Raw genomic sequence first — 23,076 nt, forward strand, 5'->3', positions numbered from 1 at the left:
AGTATGGCAAAGACCACACATAAGAACAAACATCTGCAACAGGCCCGGCTACGACTTGTTATCATGGCCGCCATAGTGGTATGCGTCAATGTGCTGGCATCCTACTTCCATGCCGGGCTGGACCTCACCCGCGAAAAACGCTTTACCCTCACCGAGCCTACCAAGCGCCTGCTACGCAATATGGACGAGGTGGCCGTGGTAGATGTATACCTGAAAGGAAAGTTCCCCGCAGGGCTGCAACGCATGCAGGAGGCCGTACGCGAACGCCTGCGCTCGTTCAAGGAATATGCGGGCGGCCACCTTATATACCGCTTCACCGACCCCTTTGAAGGCAAGAGCGAACAGGAAAAGAAGCAGATAGCCCACGACCTGGAGGTAAAGGGCATACATGTGATGGAGCTGAACACGCAGGGCGATGAGGAATACTCCATGAAGCCTTTCTTCCCATATGCGCTGGTGCAGTACAACGGTAGGGAAATGCCCATATATCTGCTGGATGCCCCTCCCGGCCGCGGATCGGAAGAACAGCTCAATTATGCCGAGGCTATGCTGGAATACAGCTTCGCCAATGCCATAAACCGCATGAGCAAGGCTGCGAAGCCCTCTATAGCCTACCTTACCGGCCATGGCCAGCCACTGGGTATAAAGACCTACGACATGCTGTCGCGCCTGCCGGCCATATACCAGCTCGATTCGCTGGATCTGAAACATGTTCTGCAGATACCTATCACATACGATGCCATCATCATCAACCAGGCCACAGAGCAGTTCTCCGGCCCCGATAAGCTGAAGATAGACCAGTACCTGATGCATGGCGGCCACATACTGTGGGTGGTGAATGCCCTGGCAGCATCTACCGACAGCTTTGCCAACAGCCCGCAATTCATAGCGCTGGAGCACCGCACCGAGATAGACGATATCCTTTTCAAATACGGTGTGCGTGTCAACTTCGACCTGCTGGAGGATGCGCAGTGCAATCCCCTGCCCCGCGTGCTGAACAATGGCAAGCCCGAGCTGCACCCATGGGTATACTTTCCCCGCATCAACCCCACGGGCGACCATCCGCTGGTAAAGAACATGAACCTGCTGCTGGCCGGTTTCACCAACACAATAGACACTATACAGAACGACATACACAAGACCATACTCCTCACCTCTTCCGACAACAGCCGCGCGGCCCGTGCGCCCGTACGCGTGAGCCTGTCTATGATGAGCTACCCCATACGCTACGAGCTGTACAACAAGGCCCACCTGCCTGTGGCCGTGCTGCTGGAGGGTAAGTTCCACTCATTTTTCGAGAACAGGCTGGCGCCCGAATACCTGCGCCTGCTAGACTCGCTGAAGCATCCCTTCAAGCCCAGGTGCGATAGTAATACCAGCATGATAGTGACCTCTATAGGCGAGGTTTTCAGCAATGGCTATTCCAACAAGGATGGTGTGCTGCCTATGGGCTACTACAACTTCACCCAGGAATTCTTTGCCAACAGGGCCTTCCTGCTCAACTGCCTGGAATACCTCACCGACAACTCGGGCATACTGGAAGCGCGGTCGAAGGACGTGAAGCTGCGCCTGCTGGACCGCGCGCGTGTAAAAGCCGAGACCACTACCTGGCAAACGGTGAATACCGCTATACCTATAGGCCTGGTGCTGGTGTTCGCATCCTGCTACCTGTTCTTCCGCAAGCGCCGCTACGAGGCCAGGCGCGAACCTGTAAAACCCACCTCCAATGAATAAGACCATCCTCTATCTGGCCATACTTGCCGTGCTGGGCGCGGGGGTATACTTCCTGCTGCGCAAGGACAGCAATGAGAACCCCTACGATGCTCGCGAGGCCGATTTTACCATAAAAGATACCGGCGCCATAGGCCGCATATTCATTACCGATGTAGGCGGCGAAAGTGTGCTGGTAGAGCGTACCGACAGCGGCTGGATGGTAAACCGCCAGTATCGCGCGCTGCCTTCTACCCTCAGTATGCTGCTGGCCACCCTTACCAAGCAGGTGCCGCTATATCCCGTTACCAAGAGCGCGCACGACAATGTTATCAAGCTCATGTCTACCCACGGTATAAAGACCGAGATATACGACCGCGCAGGCAAAAAGCTGAAAGTGTTCTATGTAGGTGGCGGCGCTGCCGATGGCAAGGGCACCAATATGCTTATGGAGAACGGATCGCAGCCGTATGTGGTAGAGACACCCGGTTTTGTGGGCTACCTTACACCCCGCTACTCTTACCGCCTGCGCGACTGGCGCGACCGTACGGTGTTCAATGTTCCCGCCTCGCAGATACGCTCTGTATCGGTGACCTATGCAGGCAAGCCGCAGGAATCCTTCACCGTGGTACAGGAAGACAATGATAGTGTACAGGTGACCACAACATCGCCTGCGGCAAAGAAGACCCCGCTCAACACCCGCCGGGCACATTCCTATCTCAGGTTCTTTACCAATATCAACTGCGAAGGTTACCTCAATGGCCTGGAAGATAATGATACCACCTTCAAGACAGCGCCAAAACATTCGGCCATAGAGCTTACCCTGCGCAATGGCAGCACTCAGCATGTGGACATCTACTGGATGGCCCTGAACAGGCGCAGCAAGAACAGGAAGGCATCGGACATGCCCGACGAGGTACACGAAGAATATGACTCTGACCGTATGTATGCTGTAATGAACAATTACAGGGATACTATAATGATACAGCAGCTCAGTTTCCAGAATATCTTCCGCAGGGCACACGAATTCTATACTGCCGATGCACCACCGCCGCCTCCGGCACAGGGTGTTACAGGTACACGCCCCTAACAAGGGCCTGCGCAGGATAGTAGGGAAAACAAGGCAAATACTATCTGCAGGCAATGACAGCATATAGCGATAATATAGACCGGCTAAGGCAGCGGCTCTCGCGGCCACTACCCGGCTTTGCAGCGCAAGAGCGCATGATGGGCCGTGTGATACCCCATCCGCCACAGGTGCCTGAGAATGCCCGCCTCAGCGCAGTGATGTGCCTGCTATACCCCGATAATTCTGGGCTGCATATGCTGCTGATGCGCCGCATGGAAGACGGTAAGGCACACAGCGGCCAGGTGAGCTTTCCCGGCGGGCGCAAAGACCCCGAAGACCTGACCCTGCTGGATACCGCCCTGCGCGAGACCCGCGAAGAGGTGGGAATAGACCGCACGCATATAGATGTGCTGGGCGCACTCACATCGCTGTATATACCCGTCAGCAATTTCAATGTGTTCCCTTTTGTAGGCTTTACGGCAGCACGTCCCGCCATGAACATAAGCGTGGACGAGGTATCGTACACCATAGAGACACCCCTGTCCTACCTGCTGAATGATGCCAACAAGACGGTAGCCGATGTATCGTCGCCCGCAGCGCCGGGCATCATACGCAATGTACGCGCATACCGCCTGCCCGATGATGGAATAATATGGGGAGCCACCGCCATGATGATAAGCGAGCTGGAAGTGATACTGAAAGAAATAGGTGGGGAATGGTGATGAAGAGAACCGAACCTGCATAAAACAAAACGGCCCGCAATCTGCGGGCCGTTCCTATTATCATATGTGCTGTTACTTAGAGTTTTCTGAACGTCCTTGTAACGGGTGCGAATGCATTGTTGTGCAGTATGTACTGGTAGGTCACATCGGGTGTCATGCTCACTACACCGTTGGTGGCATAGAAGGTTCCGAACTTGGACTCCTGTACGGGCATCACCAGAGAGGTAGTAGATGTCTGCACGAACATAGCAGGCACTACATGTGTCACATCTGCGGGGCCATTACCGGCCACATCGCTGGTGCGGTACAGCCCATTGGCCAGCCTGGTCACCTTTACGGTATCATCGGTAGACACACGCAGGTAGGTACCGGCAAGGTCTATTGTTGGGTCTATATCGGTCACTGCTACATAAAGCGTGTCCGAGTTGCCCATACCATATTGGTTGCGTGCAGTGGCTATAACAGGATAAACGCCAGGCTTGGTCACATCCAGCATGCTCTGGTCGAACACCACTACGGCATCGGCATGGTAGAAGGAATCGTAGGCCGTGGCCGGTATAACGGGCAACAGGCCATTTACGGGTATGCTATAATAGTAGCCATCGGCCAGTGTGATAGTAGGCGTAGAGTAATTGTGCAGCTCCGATACCGATCCCTGCTTTTTCTTACATCCCGCTATTGCCAGGGCCGCAAGAACAGATATTGCGAATATTTTCTTCATCCTCTTGTGTTTTAAAAAGGTAGTTCAGTTATTAAAGAGCATCCCACCATAAAGGCGTGGTCACAGATATCTCGCCGGGATAGTTAGAGTTATTGGCTTTTTCTGATGCAGGATACAGGAATCTCAGCGGCATCTTGCCACCCAGGTGGCTGTTCCTTGGGCTTACCAGGAAGTCGGGATAACCCGTGCGCCTCCACTCTGTCCATGCCTCGAAGCCCTGTGTACCGCTCATCGCCAACCACTTTTGGGTGATGATGTACCTCAGACGGTCTTCGGTAGTACCTGTAGTGGGGTAGAGGGTCCAGTAGGCGGCAGGAAGGCTGCCCACATATGCTGTGTATGCTGCAGCACCGCCTATACCTGTTTCGTTGGTGAGGGCATTGCTGTAGTAGAGGAAGCTGGCATTGATACCCGCATGGAACATCTGCTGGTCGTTACCTACGGCATAGCCGCGTGCAAAGGCCTCGGCCTGCAGGAAGTAGCTCTCCCAGCTAGACAGCAGCATTACCGATGCTGTGGCCGATGAGGCCGAAGATATATCTGCGCCTACATAGCTGCTGGGTATAGAGTAAGAGCCATCAGGCAGCGCTATATCATATGCGCTCTGGGTCACACCCACAAGGCCCATACCCGATACCTGGCGGTATACTACCATGCCCCTCAGGTCGTTATTGGCATTCATGGTGTCTATAGCGGTCTTGCTGCCGGCCAGTTGCTGTTTGCCACCCAGTGCAGGTGCGCTCAGCTCTGCGAACAGCGGATGGTTGTTGCCTTTGGCAGCGCCATATACTATCCTTGCATCATCGCCATTGCCTATGAACTGTGGGTTCTTCATGAACAGCGAGTCTATCTTGTTCTTCGCATACACAGGGTCTATGTTGGCCACGCGCAGCAGGGCACGCAGCTTCAGTGTATTGGCAAATTTGTTCCATTTGCTCATATTACCGCCATATACCAGGTCATCGGCGCCGGGCGCGCTGGCATCGGCAGTATTGATGAGCTTAGTGGCACTGTCTATGGTAGCTACTATACCCCTGTACACCACGCGCTGCGAGTCGTACTTAGGGTTCACTATATGTCCATCGGGGTATTGGCCCTTCAGTGCATCGCTGTAGGGTATATCGCCCCAGCCATCGGCCAGCGCCTGGAAGGCATAGGCCTGCATCAGCATAGCTATGGCCTTGTACTGGCCCTTATATTGTGCATCGGCCAGCTTGTACAACTGGTGAAAGTTCTCTGCACCTGCATACAGGTTCTGCCAGCTCATATTATATGCTTCGGCATTGGGGGTATGCTGCTCCAGTGCCACATATTCCTTACCCGCCGGCGACTGTGTCCAGTGCTGGGCCCATATGGCGCCGTTTATCTGCATGTCGGTACCCATAGCAGAGCCTATATAAAGCTGTGCGGCGGGCAGCAGGGTGTTAACGGTGGCATTGCTTGCTACATTGGGATTGTTGTTCACATCGAGGTACTTTCTGCAAGACGATACCCCTAGTGTCAGACCAGCCATTGCTGTAACAACTATCTTCTTATTTATCGACATATAAAATTATTTAAGATCAAATTTTTAGAAGTTAACTTTTACATACACACCATAGTTCCTGAGCGTGGGGCGCGCAGTATAGTTAAATCCTTGTCCGTTGCCCATGGCTCCTGCCGATGTTGCTTCGGGGTCGTCATATTTGTTCTCCTTCGCTGTCCACAAGGCCAGGTTGTTGCCGAAGATACCGGCCTCCAGTGCGCCAAATGGGCTGCGCTCGTAGTAGCGCTGTGGTATCTGGTAAGACAGCGACAGCTCCTGCAGCCTTACATAGCTGGCGTTCAGTATGCCCTGTGCAGGCAGGTTGGCCTGCTGCTGCTGGTAGTATTCGTAAGGCGAGAAGCGTGTAGTGTTGGGCAGGTATATGCTGGTGTTGGGCACCTGGTATACCGAGTTCTCCCAAACATATGGGTTGCGGCCGTTCACTGTAGTTGCTTCCGATGTACCGTTCTCGTCCATGTTCATCTTGTTCTGGCTGTAGAACTTACCACCCTGCTTGGTGAAGAACAGTGCATGCAGCTTTATGCCTTTGTAGCTGAGGTCAGTACCCCACGATGCCATGAACTTTGGCTGGTAAGAACCTTTGTATACGGGTGTGCTGGTAGCTATAGGCAGGCCTGTTGTGGGGTCTACCACTGCATGCCAGTCGCCCTTGGGATCTTTCCAATACGCTATGTCCGCAGCGTAGAACGAGCCCAGGGGCCTGCCCTCTGCAGCTACTATCTGCATACCGTTGTAGCCACCCAGTACTATGTTCTCTACACCGCCGTTCAGGTGTTCTACAGTGTTCTTGTTCTGTGTATAGGTACCGAAGAGTTCCCACTTCAGGCCCCAGCGGGTATTGATGGGGGTACCCCTCATTGCCAGCTCTATACCGTTGTTCGATACATTGCCTACATTGATGTAGTTATACGCATAGCCCGATGATGCAGGCAGCGGCACAGGCGCTATAGCGTCTGTGGTCAGCGACCTGTAGTAAGTGAACGATGCATTGATCTTGTCTTGCAGGAAGCCCATGTCCACACCTACTTCGAATTCGCGGGTGCGCTCAGGACGCAGGTTGTTGTCGCCGAAGGCGTTCATTACCTGGTAGGCGTTCACACCGTTGAAAGGAGAAGTAACAGAACCATATGTAGTGCGTATGGGCGACTGTGTGTAGCCTGCATTGTTGTTGGTATACGATATACCATCGCTGCCGGTACCACCTGCTGCCATACGCACCTTACCATAGTTCATGAAGTCGTTCTTGAACGAGGTGCCATCCAGCCTTTCGGTGAATATCCAGCCTGTGCTGGCCGATGGGTAGAAGTAGGACTGGCGGCGGCGCTGCAGGGTAGATGACCAGTCGTTACGCGCGGCCAGCTCCAGGAAGAGTTCTCTCTGGTAGTTGAAGGCCAGGTTTCCGAAGGTACCTACGCTGCGGCGGTTCAGTACATAATTGTATCCTGTTACAGGGCCTGCATTATTATCCAGGTTGTAATAGTTGGGGAGCACCAGGCCACCGTTCGCAGGATCGATGATGCCTGCAAGGGTCTCATCGCGCTGCATGGTAAGGTTATGACCCACGAAAGCGTTCATACCGAAGTTGCGCGAAAGCTGGTGGTTGTAGTTCACTATCAGATCGTTGTACAGGCGCATACCGTTGTAGTTGCTCTGCGTATACCCGCCTGCCGATACGAAGTCGTAAGTGGTATAGAACGGATCGGTACCCGATGCGTTGAACTGAGGTGTCTTGTATGTGGCCCTGTCAGTAGATATATCGGCACCTATGCGGTTGAAGATGTGCCAGTCGTTCTTCTTCCAGCCCACTTTCACATCGCCTATTATCCTGTCGGTCTTGTTGCGGTTGTCGTAGTGCTTGGCTGTCCAGTAGGGGTTCTGGTATGTACCGTTGTAGAAGCCGTAGCGCTCTGCACCTGCTGTATCGTAGTACTGCATGGTGTTGTACTTGCTGTCCAGGTCGGCCAGTTCCCATACAGGTATGTCGCGTGGGGTCTGCAGCAGGTTGTTCACTACAGAGCCGGGACCATTACCGCTTCCCTCTACCCTCGAGTAAGTGTTCAGGTAGTTCACATTCACCGAAGAGTACAGGTTGTGGCTGAACTGTGTGCTGCCGTTGAAACGCACATTGTACCTGTTGTAGAAGGTATTGGGCACCACGCCCGATGCGTTCATAGCGTTCATCGACAGCATGTAGGTCGACTTGTCGGAACCACCTGCTATGGACAGGTAGTTGTTGATGTTCCTGCCATGGTCGTAGAAGCTCCTTATGTTATCGCGCTGATCGCTGTAGTTCTTCACGTTCTGCTTGCCTTCTATCACCTGGCCCCATGGGCGCATCGCATCGTCGAACAGGTAGCCCCAGCTACGGTATTCGCGCCTGTCGTCGGCTACACCGCCGTATATGTTGCCCTGGCCATAGTCATGCTGCATGGTGGGGTACTTCGTCAGGTCCGACTGTGTGTAGGTGCTCTTGAACGTGATGTCCATCTTGTTCTTACCCGAGCCTGAAGAATGCCTGCCCTTCTTGGTAGTGTACATGATGGCGCCGTTAGCGCCCATAGCGCCATAGAGCGCTGTGGCAGCGGCACCCGGCAGTACGGTCACCGATTCTATATCCTCTGGGTTGATGTCGTTGGCGCTGTTGCCGAAGTCTATCTGGTTCAGCTCAGAGAAGGCCGGGTTAGCGGCGTTCAGCCTGCTGATAGTGCGGTCGTAGTTGTTGGTTATCACACCGTCTACCACTATCAGGGCATTGTTGTTCTTCATGAACGACTTCTCGCCCCTCAGCACCACGCGGCTCGATCCGCCTGCGCCATTGGTAGAGCTGGTGATATTGGCGCCGGCCACCTTGCCCTGCAGCGACGATACGATGCTCGTATTGCTGCCTGCCATCAGGTCTTCGGCATTTATGGTAGTGCTATTGTAGCCCACTTCGCGCTTCTCCTGCTTAGCGGCCATCAGCGCCGTTGTTACATTGCCTTCAAGCTGCTTGCTGAGCATGAACAGGGTTATGGTGAGCGACTGACCTTCGTCTTCTATATACTGCGTGGCAAAGCCTATAGCCGTAACGATAACGGTATTAGAGCCATCCGGCGCTTCGAACATGAAGTCTCCGTTCACGTCCGTCACCGCCGTCTCTGTGCCGCCTCTTACCGATACAATAACGCCCTTCAGCCCTTTGCCATGCTCATCGACCACCTTACCGGAAACGGTATGCGTCTGGGTCTCCTGCGCTATCGCATGTGAGCCCATCGTCGCCAGCATCGCAAATACTAAACAAACTTTTTTCATACTTTTTTATTTGGTCAAAGTAAACTTTTGGGTCGCAAAAACAAACTGCATGCTGCCCGCCACAGCGGGAGCAACAGTATTTGGGGGGTGAATTTATTACAACAATGTGAATAAACAAAGCATTCGTTTGTTTTTTCTTAACATTGATGGCCACCCCAAAATGCTTTCTTTCCTGCAAAAAACAAGATAAAGATATTTTTCACTCATGTATTATCGAAAAAAGAACATATACGCCATCGATCTGAACACAGGAGTGTCATATTTGGATATATTTTCATAAAATAAACTTAACACCATACCCGTTCGGCCAATTAATGATAAATTGCCGGGCGAAACACCCCATGCCCGCATCATTTTCATGCAGAACGACAAGACCACCCTGCGAGACCTTGCTGTTTTCCCTACCGATGGGAGCGAGGGTATTTTTTCGCTCATAGACCGCACCACCACGCAAGAGGGCCGCGAGGCGCTGAGGCGGCATGTGCTGCAGCCACCCGGCGACCACGAGCGGCTGGCCGGGGTACAGGCCGCCGTACAGTTCTGGTGCGCCAATGCCCACCTGTGGCCCACCGGCATATCGAACGGTACACTGGTGATGCTGGAAAAATTCTTCGAGTCGGCCGATAATACTTCTATGCCGCCCAAGGGCTTTGCAGGCATGATAGCGCATGGCCTGCAGAAGATATTCAACAAACGCGAGTATTTTTTTACAAAGTTCTCATTATCACACCTTTCCGACTTTCTGAAAGGCTGCCAGGCACTGGCCGCCATAGCCGACAGGCAGGATGTGCCGCCCCTGCTGCTGCGCGAGCTGCAAGCCATAAAGGACGAGCTGGCCCACCGCCTCACCGATGCCATTACCGGCATCAGCGAGGGTACGCCCTTCCCCGAGCTGTCGCAGCTACAGTACAAGGCCCGGCGCGAGATGAAGAACACCACCTACCGTCTCATAGCCATATATGCCCGCCTGGATGCCTGGCAGGCCATGGCCCGCGCCACTACAGAGCACGGCTGGACGTTTCCGCAACTGCTGCCCGAGCTGCCCGTATGCCTGGAGGCCACCGGCATATACCACCCACTGCTACACACCCCCGTGGCCTACGATGTGGCCTTTGGGCAGGCGCGCAACTTCATGCTGCTCACAGGGGCCAATATGTCGGGCAAGACCACATTTCTGCGGTCGCTGGGCATAGGCTCGCTACTGGCCCACCTGGGCATGGGCGTACCCGCGGCCGGGCTGCGCACCAGCTTCATGCAGGGCATCATCACCAATATGCATGCCGAGGACAATATACTGAAGGGCGAAAGCTACTTCTTTGCCGAGGTGCAGCGCATGAAGCAGATAGCCCGCCAACTGGGCCAGCAGCGGCCCCACCTGGCCCTGATGGACGAGCTCTTCAAGGGTACCAATGTGCATGATGCCTACGAATGCACCAAGGCCGTAGTGGATGGCCTGATGAACCACCCCAACCATATAATGGCACTATCTACCCACCTGTACGAGGTGGCGCAGGTATTCAACGGCGACAGCCGCATACTGTTCTATCACTTCGTTACCAATATCTCGGCCGCGGGGCAGTATGTCTTTACCTACAAGCTGCGCGAGGGTATTTCCAATGACCGCATCGGTTACTTAATTTTGCAGCAGGAAGGCGTAATAGACATGCTGCGCAACCACTCACAACAATGATGACCGAGAACGAGACCGACAAAGACTACCTGACAGGCAAAAGGGCCAAGATAGTGGCCATGATATTCCTGGGGCTGATGATACTGCCTGTATGCTATGCCCTCTTCAAAGAGCTGCGCCTTAGCAAGCAGGCAAAAGAAAAAGCTGCCACTAATGCGGCAGCTCCTGCAAAGCCTTGATAGCTATATCTTTTACTGGTTGAAGTTGAATTTGAAGCCTATACCGTGTATGGTCTGTAGCTTGGCGGCCGTCTGGGCCTTCAGGTATTTCCTTATCTTGGTAATGAACACATCCATGCTGCGGCCCAGGAAGTAATCGTCCTTGCCCCATACGTTCATCAGTATCTCGTCGCGTTTCAGCACACGGTTGGCGTTCAGGCACAGGTAGCGTATCAGGTCGGCCTCGCGCTGGGTCAGCTGGTACTCTACTTTCTCGTTGCGCAGTATCAGGTTCGAGTAGTCGAAATCCAGTTCGCCTATCTTGAACACCACCGGCCCGGGATCTTCTTTTTTCTTGCTCCTTTTTACGAACACCTGTATGCGCAGCAGCAGTTCCTGCAGGTTATAAGGCTTTGTAACATAATCATCTGCGCCACTTTCAAAGCCCGCTATCTTGTCATCGTCCATGTTCTTCGACGACAGAAGGATGATGGGTATGTTCTCGTTCTTCTTGCGTATGCTATTGGCCAGTTCCATGCCGTCCTTTTTGCCGGGCAGCATTATATCCAGCAGGCATATGTCGTAGATATTCTTCATGAACTGGTGCCAGGCGGTATCGCCATCGGTACAGTGCGTCACATCATAATCCTGCTTCTGTAAGTAGTCTTTCACTACATACCCCAGCACGGGATCATCTTCCACTAAAAGTATCTTCAGTTTAGGTTGCGACATATGCGAAAACAAAGCTATTTCCGGTGCTAAAGTAATATTTCTATGATGAAAGCAACAATACTGAACAAATATAATATATGTTAACGGGTGAATTTATTTTACCCTCCCCGGGTTCTGCGTTATAAAGCTCTCCCAAGACCCTGCTTTTTTTGTGCGCTGCGGCTTGCTTTCGGGCTCGGGCCCCACTAGCTGCGCAGCCCTTGCTTCATAGTGGTGGCACAGCGCCACGGCCACGGCATCGGTGGCATCCATATATTTCACATCGTCCACTATGTTCAGCGTATGCTGCAGCATCTTCCATATCTGCTCTTTGGTAGCGCCACCGCGGCCCGTCACTGCCTGCTTCACCTTTCGGGGCGAGTACTCTACGGCCTGCAGCCCGCTCATCATGGCCGCCGCTATTGCCACACCCTGTGCCCGGCCCAGCTTCAGCATGCTCTGCACATTCTTGCCAAAGAAAGGCGCCTCTATGGCCACGGCCGTAGGCCGGTGCAGGGTGATGATGCTCTCCATCTTCTTGTATATGAGCCGCAGCCGCTCAGAGTGGTCCTTGTGCTTCGATAGCTGCAGCACGCCCATTTCTATCAGCGATACGTTACTTTTGTTCACCGATATAAGGCCATATCCCATCACCAGTGTGCCGGGGTCTATACCCAGTATAATGTGGTCGTTCTTCAAGAAAAAGCTCGCTGCTCGTTTAGGTGAACAAAAGTATCAAAATATGGCTTAACTATACCATTGGCGCGGCCATATGCGCGCTGCTGCTGTACACCATATATGGGCAGGTGCGGCAGCAGGCCACGGGCATGGGCCAGCACCTGTGGGTGCATACCGGGCCATCATGGCTGCTGGCGGCCTGCATAGCCCTTATGCTGCTGAACACATGGCTGGAAAGCTACAAATGGCATACCCTGGTATCGTGGGCCGAGGCCACACCCTACCGCACGGCGCTGGCATCGTACCTGGCAGGTGTGGCATTTTCCATCATCACGCCCAACCGCATAGGCGAGTACCCGGGGCGCATACTGTACCTGGGCGGCCGCAATACTTTTCGCTACATCAACATATCGGTATCGGGTATCGTATCGCAATTGGCTGGTATCTACACCTTTGGCCTCATGGGGCTTGTGTATTACAATTTCGCCTTTCCATCGCCTTTGGCAAAGGCCGCGCTGGCAGGCTGTATCACAATTAACATTCTTATAGCAGTGGTATACTGGCGCTTCGATGCATGGCTACCCGTAATGGAGAAAAGCAAGTATCTGCGCAGGTTCGCGGTGTATGGCAGGCTCATGGGCAGGGTGTCTGCCGCCAACAGAATGAGGGTATTGGGCATATCGCTGCTGCGTGTAGCGGTATTCACGGCACAGTATTTGTTTCTCCTCAGGTGGATGAATGTAGAGCTGCCGCTGCTGCAGGGCTTCTGCCTGGCGGCCCTCTTTTTCTGGATAATGGCGGTAGTGCCCTCGCTGGCCCTCACCGAACTGGGAATAAGGGGAACGGTAAGCATATACGTCTTCCAGCATTTTTCTGCCAATACCATAGGCATACTGGCGGCCACAGGGGGCATATGGCTCCTCAACCTCATAGTTCCATCGGTATTGGGCAGTATACTAATAGTAAGAATGAAATGGGTAAGATAGGAACAAGGGCTTTGATGACGCTGGCGATGGCCGCTATGCTGTATGCCATACCTCACCGGGCCGCTGCGCAGTACGACTTCTGCAACTCGCGCAATACCAGCTACAAACATGGCGAACGGCTGAAGTTCAAGGTGTATTACAACATGGGCTTCATCTGGATATACGCAGGCGATGCTACCTTCACCACCACATCCAAGGACCTGGGCGGACAAAAGGTTTTCTACATAGCGGGCTATGGCAAAACGGCCAGCTCATACGAGTGGTTCTACAAGGTGCGCGACATGTACGAGACCTATGTGGACCAGGAGACCATGCTGCCCGTGCGCTTCATACGCGATGTGAATGAAGGTGGCCTGAAGTTCAAACATGATGTCACGTTCGACCACAGTAAACGCAATGCCGTATCGGCAGGCAAGGACTACCAGATACCTGCCTGCACGCAGGATGTGCTATCGGCCATATACTTTGCCCGCAATATAGACTACAGCAGGTATCACCCCGGCGACCGTATCCCGTTCGATATGTTCCTCGACGATAAGGTATATTCCCTCTACATCAAGTACCTGGGCAAGGAACGTATAGAGACCAAGCGCGGCACCTTCAACGCCATAAAGATCGCGCCATTGCTCATAGATGGCACCATATTCAGCGGTGGCGAGAAGATGACGGTATGGGTGAGCGACGACAAGAACCACATACCGCTGCGCGTGAACAGCCCCATAACGGTAGGCAGCATAAAGGTGGACCTGATGGAATATGACAACTTGCGCAACCCCTTCGATGCCCTCGTGAGCCTGAACAACTAGCCGAACAGTACCACGCCCATTGCCCCAACCGAACGACTCTCTACTATCTACTTTCGACTCTCTACTATCTACTAACGACCATCTACTAAAACAGTCGCTTGTTCTTCTTTATGGCGGCCAGGTACTCTGTGAGGTCGGCAGAGGGGCGCAGCCACAGCAGCATGATGAAGTAAACAATGCCTATGACCGCGCTGCGCAGGCAGGCATCGGCAAAGGCATTGATGTATATATGCCGTACCGTGCTGAAGAAATGCGGCAGGAAATAGCCCGCAACCAGTGCAGGCGCCGCAGCCACTAGTACCAGCAATGTATTGCGCGAGAACGGCTGCATGCCCAGCTTTTTCCATATGAACAGGCACTTCACCGTATTGAACGATATCATGGTGATGGCCGTGGCCCATGCCGCGCCGAAAACGCTATACTGTGGTACCAGCACTCTTATGAGCACGAACAGTACCACTACCAGCACCAGAGACAGGTAAAAGTTGAACTTGTAATAGTTGGTGATGGACAGTACCTGGTCGTTCATGCCCGTGGCTATGTTCACGAGGTTGCCCAGCGCCAGTATCAGGAAAACGGGCGCGAGGTCGGCATAGCCTGCCGGGAATATCTGCAGCACATTGCCCAGGTTGCAACACAGCAGCAGCCCCATACCCACCGTAGCTATCAGTATATTATTGGACGAGCGGCGAAAGAGATCGGCCGCCTTCGGCAGGTCGTTCTCGGTAAATGCCTTGGCCAGTACCGTGTAGCTGGCCGGTATCAGCGCCTTCGACGGTATCTGCAGAAAGGAAATGAGCACCAGCGCGTTGCGGTATACTGCCGCCGATGCGAAACCACCATGGTCGTAGAACGGCAGCAGCATCACATCCATATAGTTCACCAGCAGCACTGACGATGCCAAGAGGAAGTGATACCAGGTGAAGTGTATCATTTCGCGGTACTCGGCATTAGAAAGGTCGGTGCGCCCTAGCGACAGCCCGAAATCTTTGGTGCGGGCAGAGAGCCATACCATCACCACTATGGGCATGGCATACAGCAGTATACTGCCTTTTATAAGTGTATCGAACCCTATATACCCGGTAGCGAAGAGCAATAGTACCACCATGAAGCCCACACGGTAGGCCACCTCGCGCATGAAGGCGGCCACTGCTACTTTTAGCTGCGAGGCCAGGTACTGCTCCAGCAGCACCATATATATGAACAGGAGGGTATAGAAGGGCAGCCACTCGAAGTATCCGTTCATCAGCGGCTGGTCGGCCGGCTGAAAGTGACCCAGTATCCATGGCCGCAGCATGTAGTAGGCCACCGTTACCAGGCATAGTATGGCCACAGGTATGGCAAAGGTGAAGGTGAGCAACGCCCGCTTCTTGCGCCCGTTCTCGGCAAAGCGGTGAACATAGACACTGAGCGTACTATTGAGGCCCACCAGCAGTATCTGCGAAAGGGTCACCGCATAGTTGGTGAAATTGCCCATGAACCCATATTCGCGCTTGGCTATATATTTAGTAGATACCCATGTGATGACGGCGCCAAGTATCGCCCCCATACCGGTGACAAGTATGTTCTTTGCTGATTGCCGGAAGACAATACCCATGGCCGCAAAGGTCAGCTATTGAAGATAAAGTTCAAAACCCCCGCTACAATAACGGCTTTTCTTTACTTTTGACATTCGCAAAAATCAATATAAATAATTTCAATGCATCATGTCGCAGAAAACAAAAAGGATCGTTCGTAAGCTCCGGTCGTTCTGGCCTATGATGAAGGGGTACGGTAACGTTTCTTTTTCACAGTTCGGGGAAGACATTATCATGCAGAAGATGCTGGAACGGTATAATGTCTCCAACATCACCTACCTCGACATTGGCGCCAACGACCCCATCAACGGCAGCAATACCTACAATTTCTACCTGCGCGGCTACAAGGGCGTGCTGGTAGAGCCCAATGTGGCCCTCTGCGACAAGATACGGAAGATACGCCCTCACGATACCTGCCTCAACTTCGGTATAGGTATCGATAATAATACCGAGGCCGACTACTATATGTTCTCAGAACAGCACTGGGGTATGAACACCTTCTCTAAAGAAGAGGCCGAGAACTACGAGCGCGAAGGCATAAAGATACAGCAGGTGCTGAAGCTGCCGCTGAAGGAGATAAACCAGGTGATAGCCGAGAATTTTACCGAGGCGCCTACCGTGGTATCGCTGGATGTGGAAGGGCTGGACGAGATAATACTGCAGAAGATGGACCTGGACAAGTACCAACCGCTGCTGATATGCGTAGAGACCGTGAACTACAACAAACGGGGCGAGCTATCGAAACGCAGCTCTATACTGGACCTGCTGGACAAGAAGGGCTACTTCATATATGCCGATACGCATGTGAACACCATATTTTGCTCACGCTCGCGCTACAATGCGCTTATTAAGTAACCCCTAATGACCGCTATTATCAAAATGACCTTTCATAGCGCGAGGGCGCTCCATCACCTCCCCTTTGGGGAGGCTGGGAGGGGCTTAACACCAGCGATACACGGTCATAATATTGATAGCAGGTCATTATCATTCGCTACATTCGCACTACCGGACCTAAATATATCATAAGACCATAATAAGCTAGCAGGATGAAAAAAGCCCTGATAACAGGCATAACGGGACAAGATGGAGCCTACCTGGCAGAACTACTGCTGGAGAAGGGATACGAGGTATATGGCATCAAACGCCGCACCTCCCTCATCAACACTGCCCGTATAGACCATTTATACAAGGACGTACACGAGCAGGATATAAAGTTCAAGCTCTACTACGGCGACCTCACCGACTCGTCCAACATCATTCGCATCATACAGGAGGTTCAGCCCGACGAGATATACAACCTCGGCGCCATGAGCCATGTGCAGGTGAGCTTCGAAGAGCCCGAATATGCCGCCAATACCGATGCCCTTGGTACGCTGCGCCTGATGGAGGCCATACGCATACTGAAGCTGGAAAAGAAGACACGCATCTACCAGGCATCTACGTCCGAGCTATATGGCAAGGTACAGGCCATACCCCAGAACGAGGAGACACCCTTCTACCCGCGATCGCCCTATGGCGTGGCCAAGCTATATGCCTACTGGATAACCGTGAACTACCGCGAGGCATACGGCATGTATGCCTGCAACGGCATACTCTTCAACCACGAAAGCCCGCTGCGCGGCGAGACCTTCGTCACGCGTAAGATAACCCGCGCCGTGGCCGAGATAGTACTGGGCCTGAAGAGCAAGCTGTGGCTGGGCAACCTGGATGCCAAACGCGACTGGGGCCATGCCAAAGACTATGTAGAGGCCATGTGGCTGATGCTGCAGCAGGCAGAGCCCGAGGATTTTGTGATAGCTACCGGCACCACTACCCCAGTGCGCGAGTTCGTGCGCATGGCTTTTGCCCATGCGGGTGTAGAGGTAGGCTTCGAGGGCGAGGGTGTGAACGAGGTGGCCATTGTACGCGCGGTACACAATACCGAGTGCCAGGCAAAACCAGGCGATGTGGTGCTGGAGGTAGACCCCCGCTATTTTCGCCCTACCGAGGTAGACCTGCTGCTGGGCGATGCCACCAAGGCAAAGCAGAAGCTGGGCTGGGAACCAAGGTACAAGCTGGACGAACTGGTAAAGGAAATGGTAGATGCCGATCTGGAACACTTCCGTAAGGAGGCCCTGCTAAAGGCTTCGGGCTACCGCATCCGCAGCGAGCACCACTAGGCGCAGCACTAACATTAAAGAACACAAGACACCTTTTATAAGTTATAAGATATGGCCGAGACACTTGGCATGCTTTGCGACAAGCTCACCATCGTAAAGCTGAAACAATACCACACTGAAGATGCCACCCGCCTGGCCAGCCTGGCCGGGCAGGAAAAGATGCTGCAACAGGAGATAGACGAATTTGTGGCCAAAGCCCTTGCAGGCGAGATACCACAGGAAAAGCTATCATTTGCTGCCAATAAGGTGTTCAAGGCCGCGGGCAACGACATACGCGAGATAACAGGCTCTATAGGTGTGGTCTTTGCCGACCTGGCCGATGTGAACTGTAAGCTGTGGCACGAGCAGGAGAAGGTATACGACTTCGAGAACGTGCCTGTGGCCGAGAAGGATGTGGTGGTGCGCCAGCTGGCCCACCTGAACCTGGAGCGCAACAAATGCATAGACGAGATAGACAGGCAATTCGCAACCCTGGTAAAAGAAAAGAAATAACATGCACATAAGAAAGAGGAACACCTGCCGTGTGTGCGGGTCTACAGCATTGGTAAGGGTCATAGACCTGGGCCCGCAGTACCTGCAGGGCTCCTTCGTGAAGCCGGGCAAAGAGCTGCCCTCGCAGCGCAAGATACCCTGTACCATACTGCGCTGCGACCCGCAGGTAGATGAGAACGCCTGCGGCCTGCTGCAGATGGAGCACTCTGTGCCGCCGGAGATACTGTATGATGCATACTGGTACCGCTCCGGTACCAATGCCACCATGCGCGGCCACCTGAAGGGCATAGCCGATACTGCCATGCACCTCATAGGCAAGCCCCACGCCACCGTGCTGGATATAGGCTGCAACGATGGCACCCTGCTGGGCAACTACCCCGCCGGCTATACCAAGTATGGCGTAGACCCATCGGATGTGGCAAAGGAGATAAAGTTCGAGAACACTACGGTGGTGACGGATATTTTCCCTTCCTCTATCCTGTTCGATAAAGTGGGTAATGGCGTGATGGACATCATCACTTCCATAGCCATGTTCTACGACCTGGAGCAGCCCGTGGAGTTCGTAAAGGGCATCAAAAAACTGCTGGCGCCTAATGGCCTGTGGGTGTTCGAGATGTCCTATATGCCGCACATGCTGCAGCTCGATTCTTATGATACCATTTGCCACGAACACCTGGAATACTACAGCCTGGCGGTGATAGAGAACATCATGCGCAGGGCAGGCATGAAGGTTTTCAAGATAGAGTTCAACGACATAAACGGTGGCAGCATACGCTGCTATGCCACGCACGAGAACAATACCACCTTCGGTACACCGGAGGATGCACGCCTGATGAACGATGTGCGCCTGAAGGAGTTCGATATGGAGCTGGACACCGACAAACCCTACCTGGCCTTCCAGGCAAGGATAGACAAGATAAAGACCGACCTGCACCAGGCGCTGGTAAAGCTGAAGAAAGAGGGCAAGCGCATACATATATACGGTGCATCTACCAAGGGCAACACCATACTGCAGTGGTGCGATATAGATAACACACTGGTAGACTATGCCGCCGAGCGCAACCCTGATAAATACGGTGCGCGCACGCTGGGTACCGACATACCCATCATCAGCGAGGCCGAATCGCGCGCTATGAAGCCTGACTACTACCTGGTACTGCCATGGCACTTCAAGACAGAGTTCATAGAGCGCGAAAGGGAGACCCTGATGAACGGCACCAGCCTCATCTTCCCTCTGCCTGTGATGGATATTTTCACCAAGGACGACCTGGAAGGAAGTACTGTTTCGATACCATGAGAACAGCGGTGATCTTCGGGGCCAACGGGCAGGACGGGCACTACCTTCACGAGCTGCTCATAAGCGAGGGCATTGCCGTCACGGGCGTGTCGCGCAGCGGCCCTTGGCTGCATATGGACATAGGCAAGTATGCCGATGTGGAAGCTCTCGTTCGCGAGAAAAGGCCGGACATCATCTTCCACCTTGCCGCCAACAGCACCACCCGTCACGATGTCCTCTTCGAGAACCACGAGACCATCAGTACCGGCACCTTCAATGTGCTGGAGGCAGTGAAACGGCATTCGCCCGGCACAAAGGTCTTCCTTTCCGGCAGCGGCCTGCAGTTCCACAATGCGGGCAGGCCCATAAAGGAGACCGACCCCTTCGAGGCTACCAGCCCTTATGCCGTCAGCCGCATACAGTCTGTATATGCGGCACGCTACTACCGCTCGCTGGGCATACAGACCTACTTCGGCTATTTCTTCAACCACGACAGCCCCATACGCCCCGAGCGGCACATGAGCAACAAGATAGCGGCCTTTGCCCGGCGTATAGCCGCAGGCAGTTCCGAAACGCTGGAAATAGGCGATATGACGGTACGCAAGGAGTGGGGCTTTGCCGGCGATATAGTACGCGGCATCTACACCCTTGTGCAGCAGGATGATGTGTATGAGGCCACCATAGGCACCGGCCTTGCCTACTCCATAGAAGATTGGCTCAATGAATGCTTTGCCCTCATAGGCCGCGACTGGCGGCAATATGTGGTACACAGGCCCGGTTTTGTGCCGGAGTACGACATACTCTGTTCCGACCCCACCACCCTGCGCTCACTGGGCTGGCAGCCACAGGTATCTTTCGCAGACCTGGCCCGTATGATGGTGCTTGGCTAAATATACCTGCCACAAAAAGTAACATACTATTTGCAGCATAGCTGCACTTTGCCTATACCCATTACCCGCGAAAATGCATTAACTTTCCTATTCGTAACACACAACAGAGATGAACAGGAATATTCGCAAGGTAGCGGTGATAGGCAGTGGGGTGATGGGCTCGCGCATAGCGTGCCATTTTGCTGGTATAGGCGTACAGGTGCTGCTGCTGGATATAGCGCCCGCAGCCCTCACCGATGCAGAGGCCGCCAAAGGGCTGCAGCTTACCGACAAGCAGGTACGGAACCGCATAGTGAACGATGCCCTGCAGGCCACGGTGAAAAGCAAGCCATCGGCGGTATATACGAAGGCCGTGGCCGCGCGTATAAACACCGGCAATATAGACGATGACCTACCCAAAATAGCCGACTGCGACTGGATACTGGAGGCCGTGGTAGAGCGGCTGGATATAAAGCAGCAGCTCTTTGAGAAGATAGAGCGATACCGCAGGCCGGGCACCCTCATCACTACCAATACCTCGGGCATACCCATACACCTCATGAACGAGGGCCGCAGCGAGGACTTCCGCAAGCACTTTTGTGGTACGCACTTCTTCAATCCGCCGCGCTACCTGCGCCTGCTGGAGATAATTCCCGGCCCAGATACCGACCCCAAAGTGCTGGACTTTCTCACCGACTACGGCAGCCGTCACCTGGGCAAGATAACCGTACTGTGCAAAGACACTCCCGCATTCATAGCCAACCGCGTAGGCGTGTTCGGTTTCATGGCCGTGTTCAAAGCCATGCAGGAGCTGGGCCTGAACATAGACGAGATAGACTCCCTTACCGGCACCGTAATGGGCAGGCCGAAGTCGGCCACCTTCCGCACCGGCGATGTAGTAGGCCTCGACACCCTGGTGATGGTAGCCAAGAACCTGCCAAAGAACGTGCCGAACGATGAGGCCAAAGACCTCTTCATCGTTCCGCCCTTCATAGATACCATGCTCACCAACAAATGGCTGGGCGACAAAACAGGGCAGGGTTTCTATAAAATGACCAAGACCAGGGGTGCTGATGGCCAAACAAAGAAAGAGATACTGACGCTGGACCTGGACACGATGGAGTATGGCCCGAAGAAAAAGACCAAGTTCGCTACCATAGAGGCTGCAAAGCAACTGGATGATCTGAAACAGCGCCTGGGTGCGCTATACAGCGGCGGCGACAAGGCGGGCGAATTCTACCGCCGCTTCCATCACCTGCTCTTTGCCTACATATCCAACCGCGTACCCGAGATAAGCGATGAGCTGTACAAAATAGACGATGCGCTAAGAGCGGGCTTCGGCTGGGACATAGGCGCTTTTGAAAGCTGGGATGCACTTGGCGTGAAACGCGTACTGAAAAAAATGACCGAGGCCGGTATGCAGGTAGCACCATGGGTGCAGCAAATGCTCGATGCCGGTATCACCACTTTCTACAAGACCGAAAAAGGCAAACGCCTCTACTATGATCAGCGCACCAAAAGATACGAACCCATACCGGGTGCAGGCGTCTTCATACTGCTGGAACAACTGTCGGAGAACGTGGTATGGCGCAGCAGCGCCTGCAAGCTCTACGACATAGGCGATGACGTAGTGGCCCTTAGCTGGAACACTAAGATGAACACCATAGGCGGCGAGGTGCTGGAAGGCATACAAAAGGCCGTGACCATGGCCGAGGAGCGCTACAAGGGACTGGTGATAGCCAATAGCGGCCCCAACTTCAGCGCGGGCGCCAATCTGGGCCTTGTGTTCATGTTCGCGGTAGAGCAGGAATATGATGAGCTGGATATGGCCATCCGTATGTTCCAGTCCACTACCATGCGCCTACGCTACAGCGGCATACCTGTGGTAGTGGCGCCACATGGCCTCACACTGGGCGGCGGCTGCGAGCTGTGCCTGCATGCCGATGCCGTACAGGCCGCTGCCGAAAGCTATATAGGACTTGTAGAGGTGGGCGTGGGCCTTATACCCGGTGGCGGTGGCTCTAAGGAAATGGCCGTACGCGCTGCCGACCGCAACATAAAAGAAGACATAGAGGTCAACTACCTGCAGCAGCTTTTTATAAACGTAGGCACGGCCAAGGTGTCCACATCGGCACACGAGGCGTTCGAGAATTTCGTGCTGCGCCCCGGCCACGATGCCATATCTGTGAACCTGGACCGCCGTATAGGCGATGCCAAGCGCAAGGCCCTGCTGCTGTGGGAGCAAGGCTATACACAGGCCGCACCGCGTACCGATATAAAGGTACAGGGCCGTGGTGGCCTGGGCGGCCTGCTGGCAGGTGTGCACGGTATGTGGCGCGGCAATTACATCAGCGATCACGACCGCCTGATAGCCGAAAAACTGGCCCATGTGATGTGCGGCGGCGACCTCTCGCAGGCCACCACCGTAAGTGAGCAATACCTGCTGGACCTGGAGCGTGAAGCTTTCCTCAGCCTTTGTGGGCAAAAGAAAACGCTGGAACGCATGCAGAGCATACTCACCTCGGGCAAGCCATTAAGGAATTAGTACCCCTCCAACAATATAAAGGCTCGCATCAATTGATGCGAGCCTTGTCTTTTATATACTGTTGCTGTAT

The 23,076-nt window shown here is 53.8% G+C and carries 19 protein-coding genes; 13 read left to right on the forward strand and 6 right to left on the reverse strand.

Annotated features, from left to right (window positions below; genetic code table 11):
* Positions 1-3 precede the first annotated feature (3 nt).
* Genes gldG through ABD843_RS06710 form a run of 3 tightly spaced genes read left to right on the forward strand, consistent with a single transcriptional unit; the run spans position 4 to position 3,501 of the window.
* On the forward strand, positions 4-1,734 hold the full coding sequence (gene gldG / locus ABD843_RS06700) for a gliding motility-associated ABC transporter substrate-binding protein GldG (RefSeq protein ID WP_345080424.1): 1,731 nt from the start codon (positions 4-6) through the stop codon (positions 1,732-1,734).
* Positions 1,727-2,800, forward strand: coding sequence for a DUF4340 domain-containing protein (locus tag ABD843_RS06705; RefSeq protein WP_345080427.1), 1,074 nt, complete (start codon positions 1,727-1,729; stop codon positions 2,798-2,800). The genes gldG and ABD843_RS06705 overlap by 8 nt, the downstream gene beginning before the upstream one ends.
* A 53-nt stretch (positions 2,801-2,853) precedes the next feature.
* A complete protein-coding gene (locus ABD843_RS06710; protein ID WP_345080430.1) occupies positions 2,854-3,501 on the forward strand; it encodes an NUDIX hydrolase in 648 nt (215 codons plus the stop codon).
* 76 nt (positions 3,502-3,577) lie between these two features.
* On the opposite strand, the gene ABD843_RS06715 is transcribed toward ABD843_RS06710, so the two are convergent.
* From ABD843_RS06715 to ABD843_RS06725, 3 genes are read right to left on the reverse strand one after another with little or no spacing between them, the layout of a single operon-like run.
* Complete coding sequence (locus ABD843_RS06715) at positions 3,578-4,222, reverse strand: hypothetical protein (protein WP_345080433.1); 645 nt, start codon at positions 4,220-4,222, stop codon at positions 3,578-3,580.
* Between the two features lie 31 nt (positions 4,223-4,253).
* Positions 4,254-5,768: a SusD/RagB family nutrient-binding outer membrane lipoprotein gene (locus tag ABD843_RS06720; RefSeq protein WP_345080436.1), complete on the reverse strand. Its 1,515-nt coding sequence runs from the start codon at positions 5,766-5,768 to the stop codon at positions 4,254-4,256.
* 24 nt (positions 5,769-5,792) lie between these two features.
* The gene (locus ABD843_RS06725) at positions 5,793-9,059 is read right to left on the reverse strand and encodes a SusC/RagA family TonB-linked outer membrane protein (RefSeq protein WP_345080439.1); all 3,267 of its coding nucleotides are present in this window, start codon (positions 9,057-9,059) and stop codon (positions 5,793-5,795) included.
* A 322-nt stretch (positions 9,060-9,381) separates the two neighbouring features.
* Here ABD843_RS06725 and ABD843_RS06730 point away from each other — a divergent pair, with 322 nt between their 5' ends.
* Positions 9,382-10,749 (forward strand): MutS-related protein, encoded by a 1,368-nt coding sequence (locus ABD843_RS06730; RefSeq protein ID WP_345080442.1) that lies wholly within the window; start codon positions 9,382-9,384, stop codon positions 10,747-10,749.
* Positions 10,746-10,928 (forward strand): hypothetical protein, encoded by a 183-nt coding sequence (locus tag ABD843_RS06735; RefSeq protein WP_345080445.1) that lies wholly within the window; start codon positions 10,746-10,748, stop codon positions 10,926-10,928. Before ABD843_RS06730 ends, ABD843_RS06735 begins: the two co-directional genes overlap by 4 nt.
* A gap of 12 nt (positions 10,929-10,940) precedes the next feature.
* Here the strand turns inward: ABD843_RS06735 and ABD843_RS06740 are convergent, their stop codons facing one another.
* Together ABD843_RS06740 and ruvC are read right to left on the reverse strand one after the other, a co-directional pair.
* Positions 10,941-11,639, reverse strand: coding sequence for a response regulator transcription factor (locus tag ABD843_RS06740; protein WP_345080448.1), 699 nt, complete (start codon positions 11,637-11,639; stop codon positions 10,941-10,943).
* Positions 11,640-11,732: 93 nt separating this feature from the next.
* Positions 11,733-12,317 carry a crossover junction endodeoxyribonuclease RuvC gene (gene ruvC, locus ABD843_RS06745; protein WP_345080451.1) on the reverse strand — a complete coding sequence of 195 codons (585 nt, stop codon included), beginning with the start codon at positions 12,315-12,317 and terminating at the stop codon, positions 11,733-11,735.
* Between the two features lie 23 nt (positions 12,318-12,340).
* On the opposite strand from ruvC, the gene ABD843_RS06750 reads away from it, so the two are divergent.
* The gene (locus tag ABD843_RS06750; RefSeq protein WP_345080454.1) at positions 12,341-13,282 is read left to right on the forward strand and encodes a lysylphosphatidylglycerol synthase transmembrane domain-containing protein; all 942 of its coding nucleotides are present in this window, start codon (positions 12,341-12,343) and stop codon (positions 13,280-13,282) included.
* Entirely contained in the window at positions 13,270-14,088 is an 819-nt protein-coding gene (locus tag ABD843_RS06755; RefSeq protein ID WP_345080457.1) for a DUF3108 domain-containing protein, read from the forward strand. Before ABD843_RS06750 ends, ABD843_RS06755 begins: the two co-directional genes overlap by 13 nt.
* 85 nt (positions 14,089-14,173) lie before the next feature.
* Here the strand turns inward: ABD843_RS06755 and ABD843_RS06760 are convergent, their stop codons facing one another.
* On the reverse strand, positions 14,174-15,637 hold the full coding sequence (locus ABD843_RS06760) for a lipopolysaccharide biosynthesis protein (protein WP_345080460.1): 1,464 nt from the start codon (positions 15,635-15,637) through the stop codon (positions 14,174-14,176).
* Between the two features lie 157 nt (positions 15,638-15,794).
* On the opposite strand from ABD843_RS06760, the gene ABD843_RS06765 reads away from it, so the two are divergent.
* The 6 genes from ABD843_RS06765 (at position 15,795) to ABD843_RS06790 (ending at position 23,006) form a co-directional block, all read left to right on the forward strand.
* On the forward strand, positions 15,795-16,520 hold the full coding sequence (locus ABD843_RS06765; protein ID WP_345080463.1) for an FkbM family methyltransferase: 726 nt from the start codon (positions 15,795-15,797) through the stop codon (positions 16,518-16,520).
* A gap of 191 nt (positions 16,521-16,711) precedes the next feature.
* Complete coding sequence (gene gmd, locus ABD843_RS06770) at positions 16,712-17,824, forward strand: GDP-mannose 4,6-dehydratase (protein WP_345080466.1); 1,113 nt, start codon at positions 16,712-16,714, stop codon at positions 17,822-17,824.
* Positions 17,825-17,875: 51 nt separating this feature from the next.
* Complete coding sequence (locus ABD843_RS06775; RefSeq protein ID WP_345080469.1) at positions 17,876-18,316, forward strand: hypothetical protein; 441 nt, start codon at positions 17,876-17,878, stop codon at positions 18,314-18,316.
* Position 18,317: 1 nt separating this feature from the next.
* Positions 18,318-19,613, forward strand: a complete 1,296-nt coding sequence (locus tag ABD843_RS06780; protein ID WP_345080471.1) for a class I SAM-dependent methyltransferase — start codon at positions 18,318-18,320, stop codon at positions 19,611-19,613.
* Positions 19,610-20,482, forward strand: a complete 873-nt coding sequence (locus ABD843_RS06785; protein WP_345080474.1) for a GDP-mannose 4,6-dehydratase — start codon at positions 19,610-19,612, stop codon at positions 20,480-20,482. The genes ABD843_RS06780 and ABD843_RS06785 overlap by 4 nt, the downstream gene beginning before the upstream one ends.
* A gap of 109 nt (positions 20,483-20,591) precedes the next feature.
* On the forward strand, positions 20,592-23,006 hold the full coding sequence (locus ABD843_RS06790) for a 3-hydroxyacyl-CoA dehydrogenase/enoyl-CoA hydratase family protein (protein ID WP_345080477.1): 2,415 nt from the start codon (positions 20,592-20,594) through the stop codon (positions 23,004-23,006).
* The last annotated feature ends 70 nt before the right edge of the window (positions 23,007-23,076 follow it).

This window comes from Nemorincola caseinilytica (genome assembly GCF_039540515.1).
Taxonomy (GTDB): Bacteria; Bacteroidota; Bacteroidia; order Chitinophagales; family Chitinophagaceae; genus Nemorincola; species Nemorincola caseinilytica.

Excerpts from the sequence above, each read along its gene's own strand:
- gldG (WP_345080424.1), top strand. The coding sequence starts at position 4 with ATGGCAAAGACCACACATAAGAACAAACATCTGCAACAGGCCCGGCTA.
- ABD843_RS06705 (WP_345080427.1), top strand. The coding sequence starts at position 1,727 with ATGAATAAGACCATCCTCTATCTGGCCATACTTGCCGTGCTGGGCGCG.
- ABD843_RS06710 (WP_345080430.1), top strand. The coding sequence starts at position 2,854 with ATGACAGCATATAGCGATAATATAGACCGGCTAAGGCAGCGGCTCTCG.
- ABD843_RS06715 (WP_345080433.1), bottom strand. The coding sequence starts at position 4,222 with ATGAAGAAAATATTCGCAATATCTGTTCTTGCGGCCCTGGCAATAGCG.
- ABD843_RS06720 (WP_345080436.1), bottom strand. The coding sequence starts at position 5,768 with ATGTCGATAAATAAGAAGATAGTTGTTACAGCAATGGCTGGTCTGACA.
- ABD843_RS06725 (WP_345080439.1), bottom strand. The coding sequence starts at position 9,059 with ATGAAAAAAGTTTGTTTAGTATTTGCGATGCTGGCGACGATGGGCTCA.
- ABD843_RS06735 (WP_345080445.1), top strand. The coding sequence starts at position 10,746 with ATGATGACCGAGAACGAGACCGACAAAGACTACCTGACAGGCAAAAGG.
- ABD843_RS06740 (WP_345080448.1), bottom strand. The coding sequence starts at position 11,639 with ATGTCGCAACCTAAACTGAAGATACTTTTAGTGGAAGATGATCCCGTG.
- ABD843_RS06755 (WP_345080457.1), top strand. The coding sequence starts at position 13,270 with ATGGGTAAGATAGGAACAAGGGCTTTGATGACGCTGGCGATGGCCGCT.
- ABD843_RS06760 (WP_345080460.1), bottom strand. The coding sequence starts at position 15,637 with ATGGGGGCGATACTTGGCGCCGTCATCACATGGGTATCTACTAAATAT.
- ABD843_RS06765 (WP_345080463.1), top strand. The coding sequence starts at position 15,795 with ATGTCGCAGAAAACAAAAAGGATCGTTCGTAAGCTCCGGTCGTTCTGG.
- gmd (WP_345080466.1), top strand. The coding sequence starts at position 16,712 with ATGAAAAAAGCCCTGATAACAGGCATAACGGGACAAGATGGAGCCTAC.
- ABD843_RS06775 (WP_345080469.1), top strand. The coding sequence starts at position 17,876 with ATGGCCGAGACACTTGGCATGCTTTGCGACAAGCTCACCATCGTAAAG.
- ABD843_RS06780 (WP_345080471.1), top strand. The coding sequence starts at position 18,318 with ATGCACATAAGAAAGAGGAACACCTGCCGTGTGTGCGGGTCTACAGCA.
- ABD843_RS06785 (WP_345080474.1), top strand. The coding sequence starts at position 19,610 with ATGAGAACAGCGGTGATCTTCGGGGCCAACGGGCAGGACGGGCACTAC.
- ABD843_RS06790 (WP_345080477.1), top strand. The coding sequence starts at position 20,592 with ATGAACAGGAATATTCGCAAGGTAGCGGTGATAGGCAGTGGGGTGATG.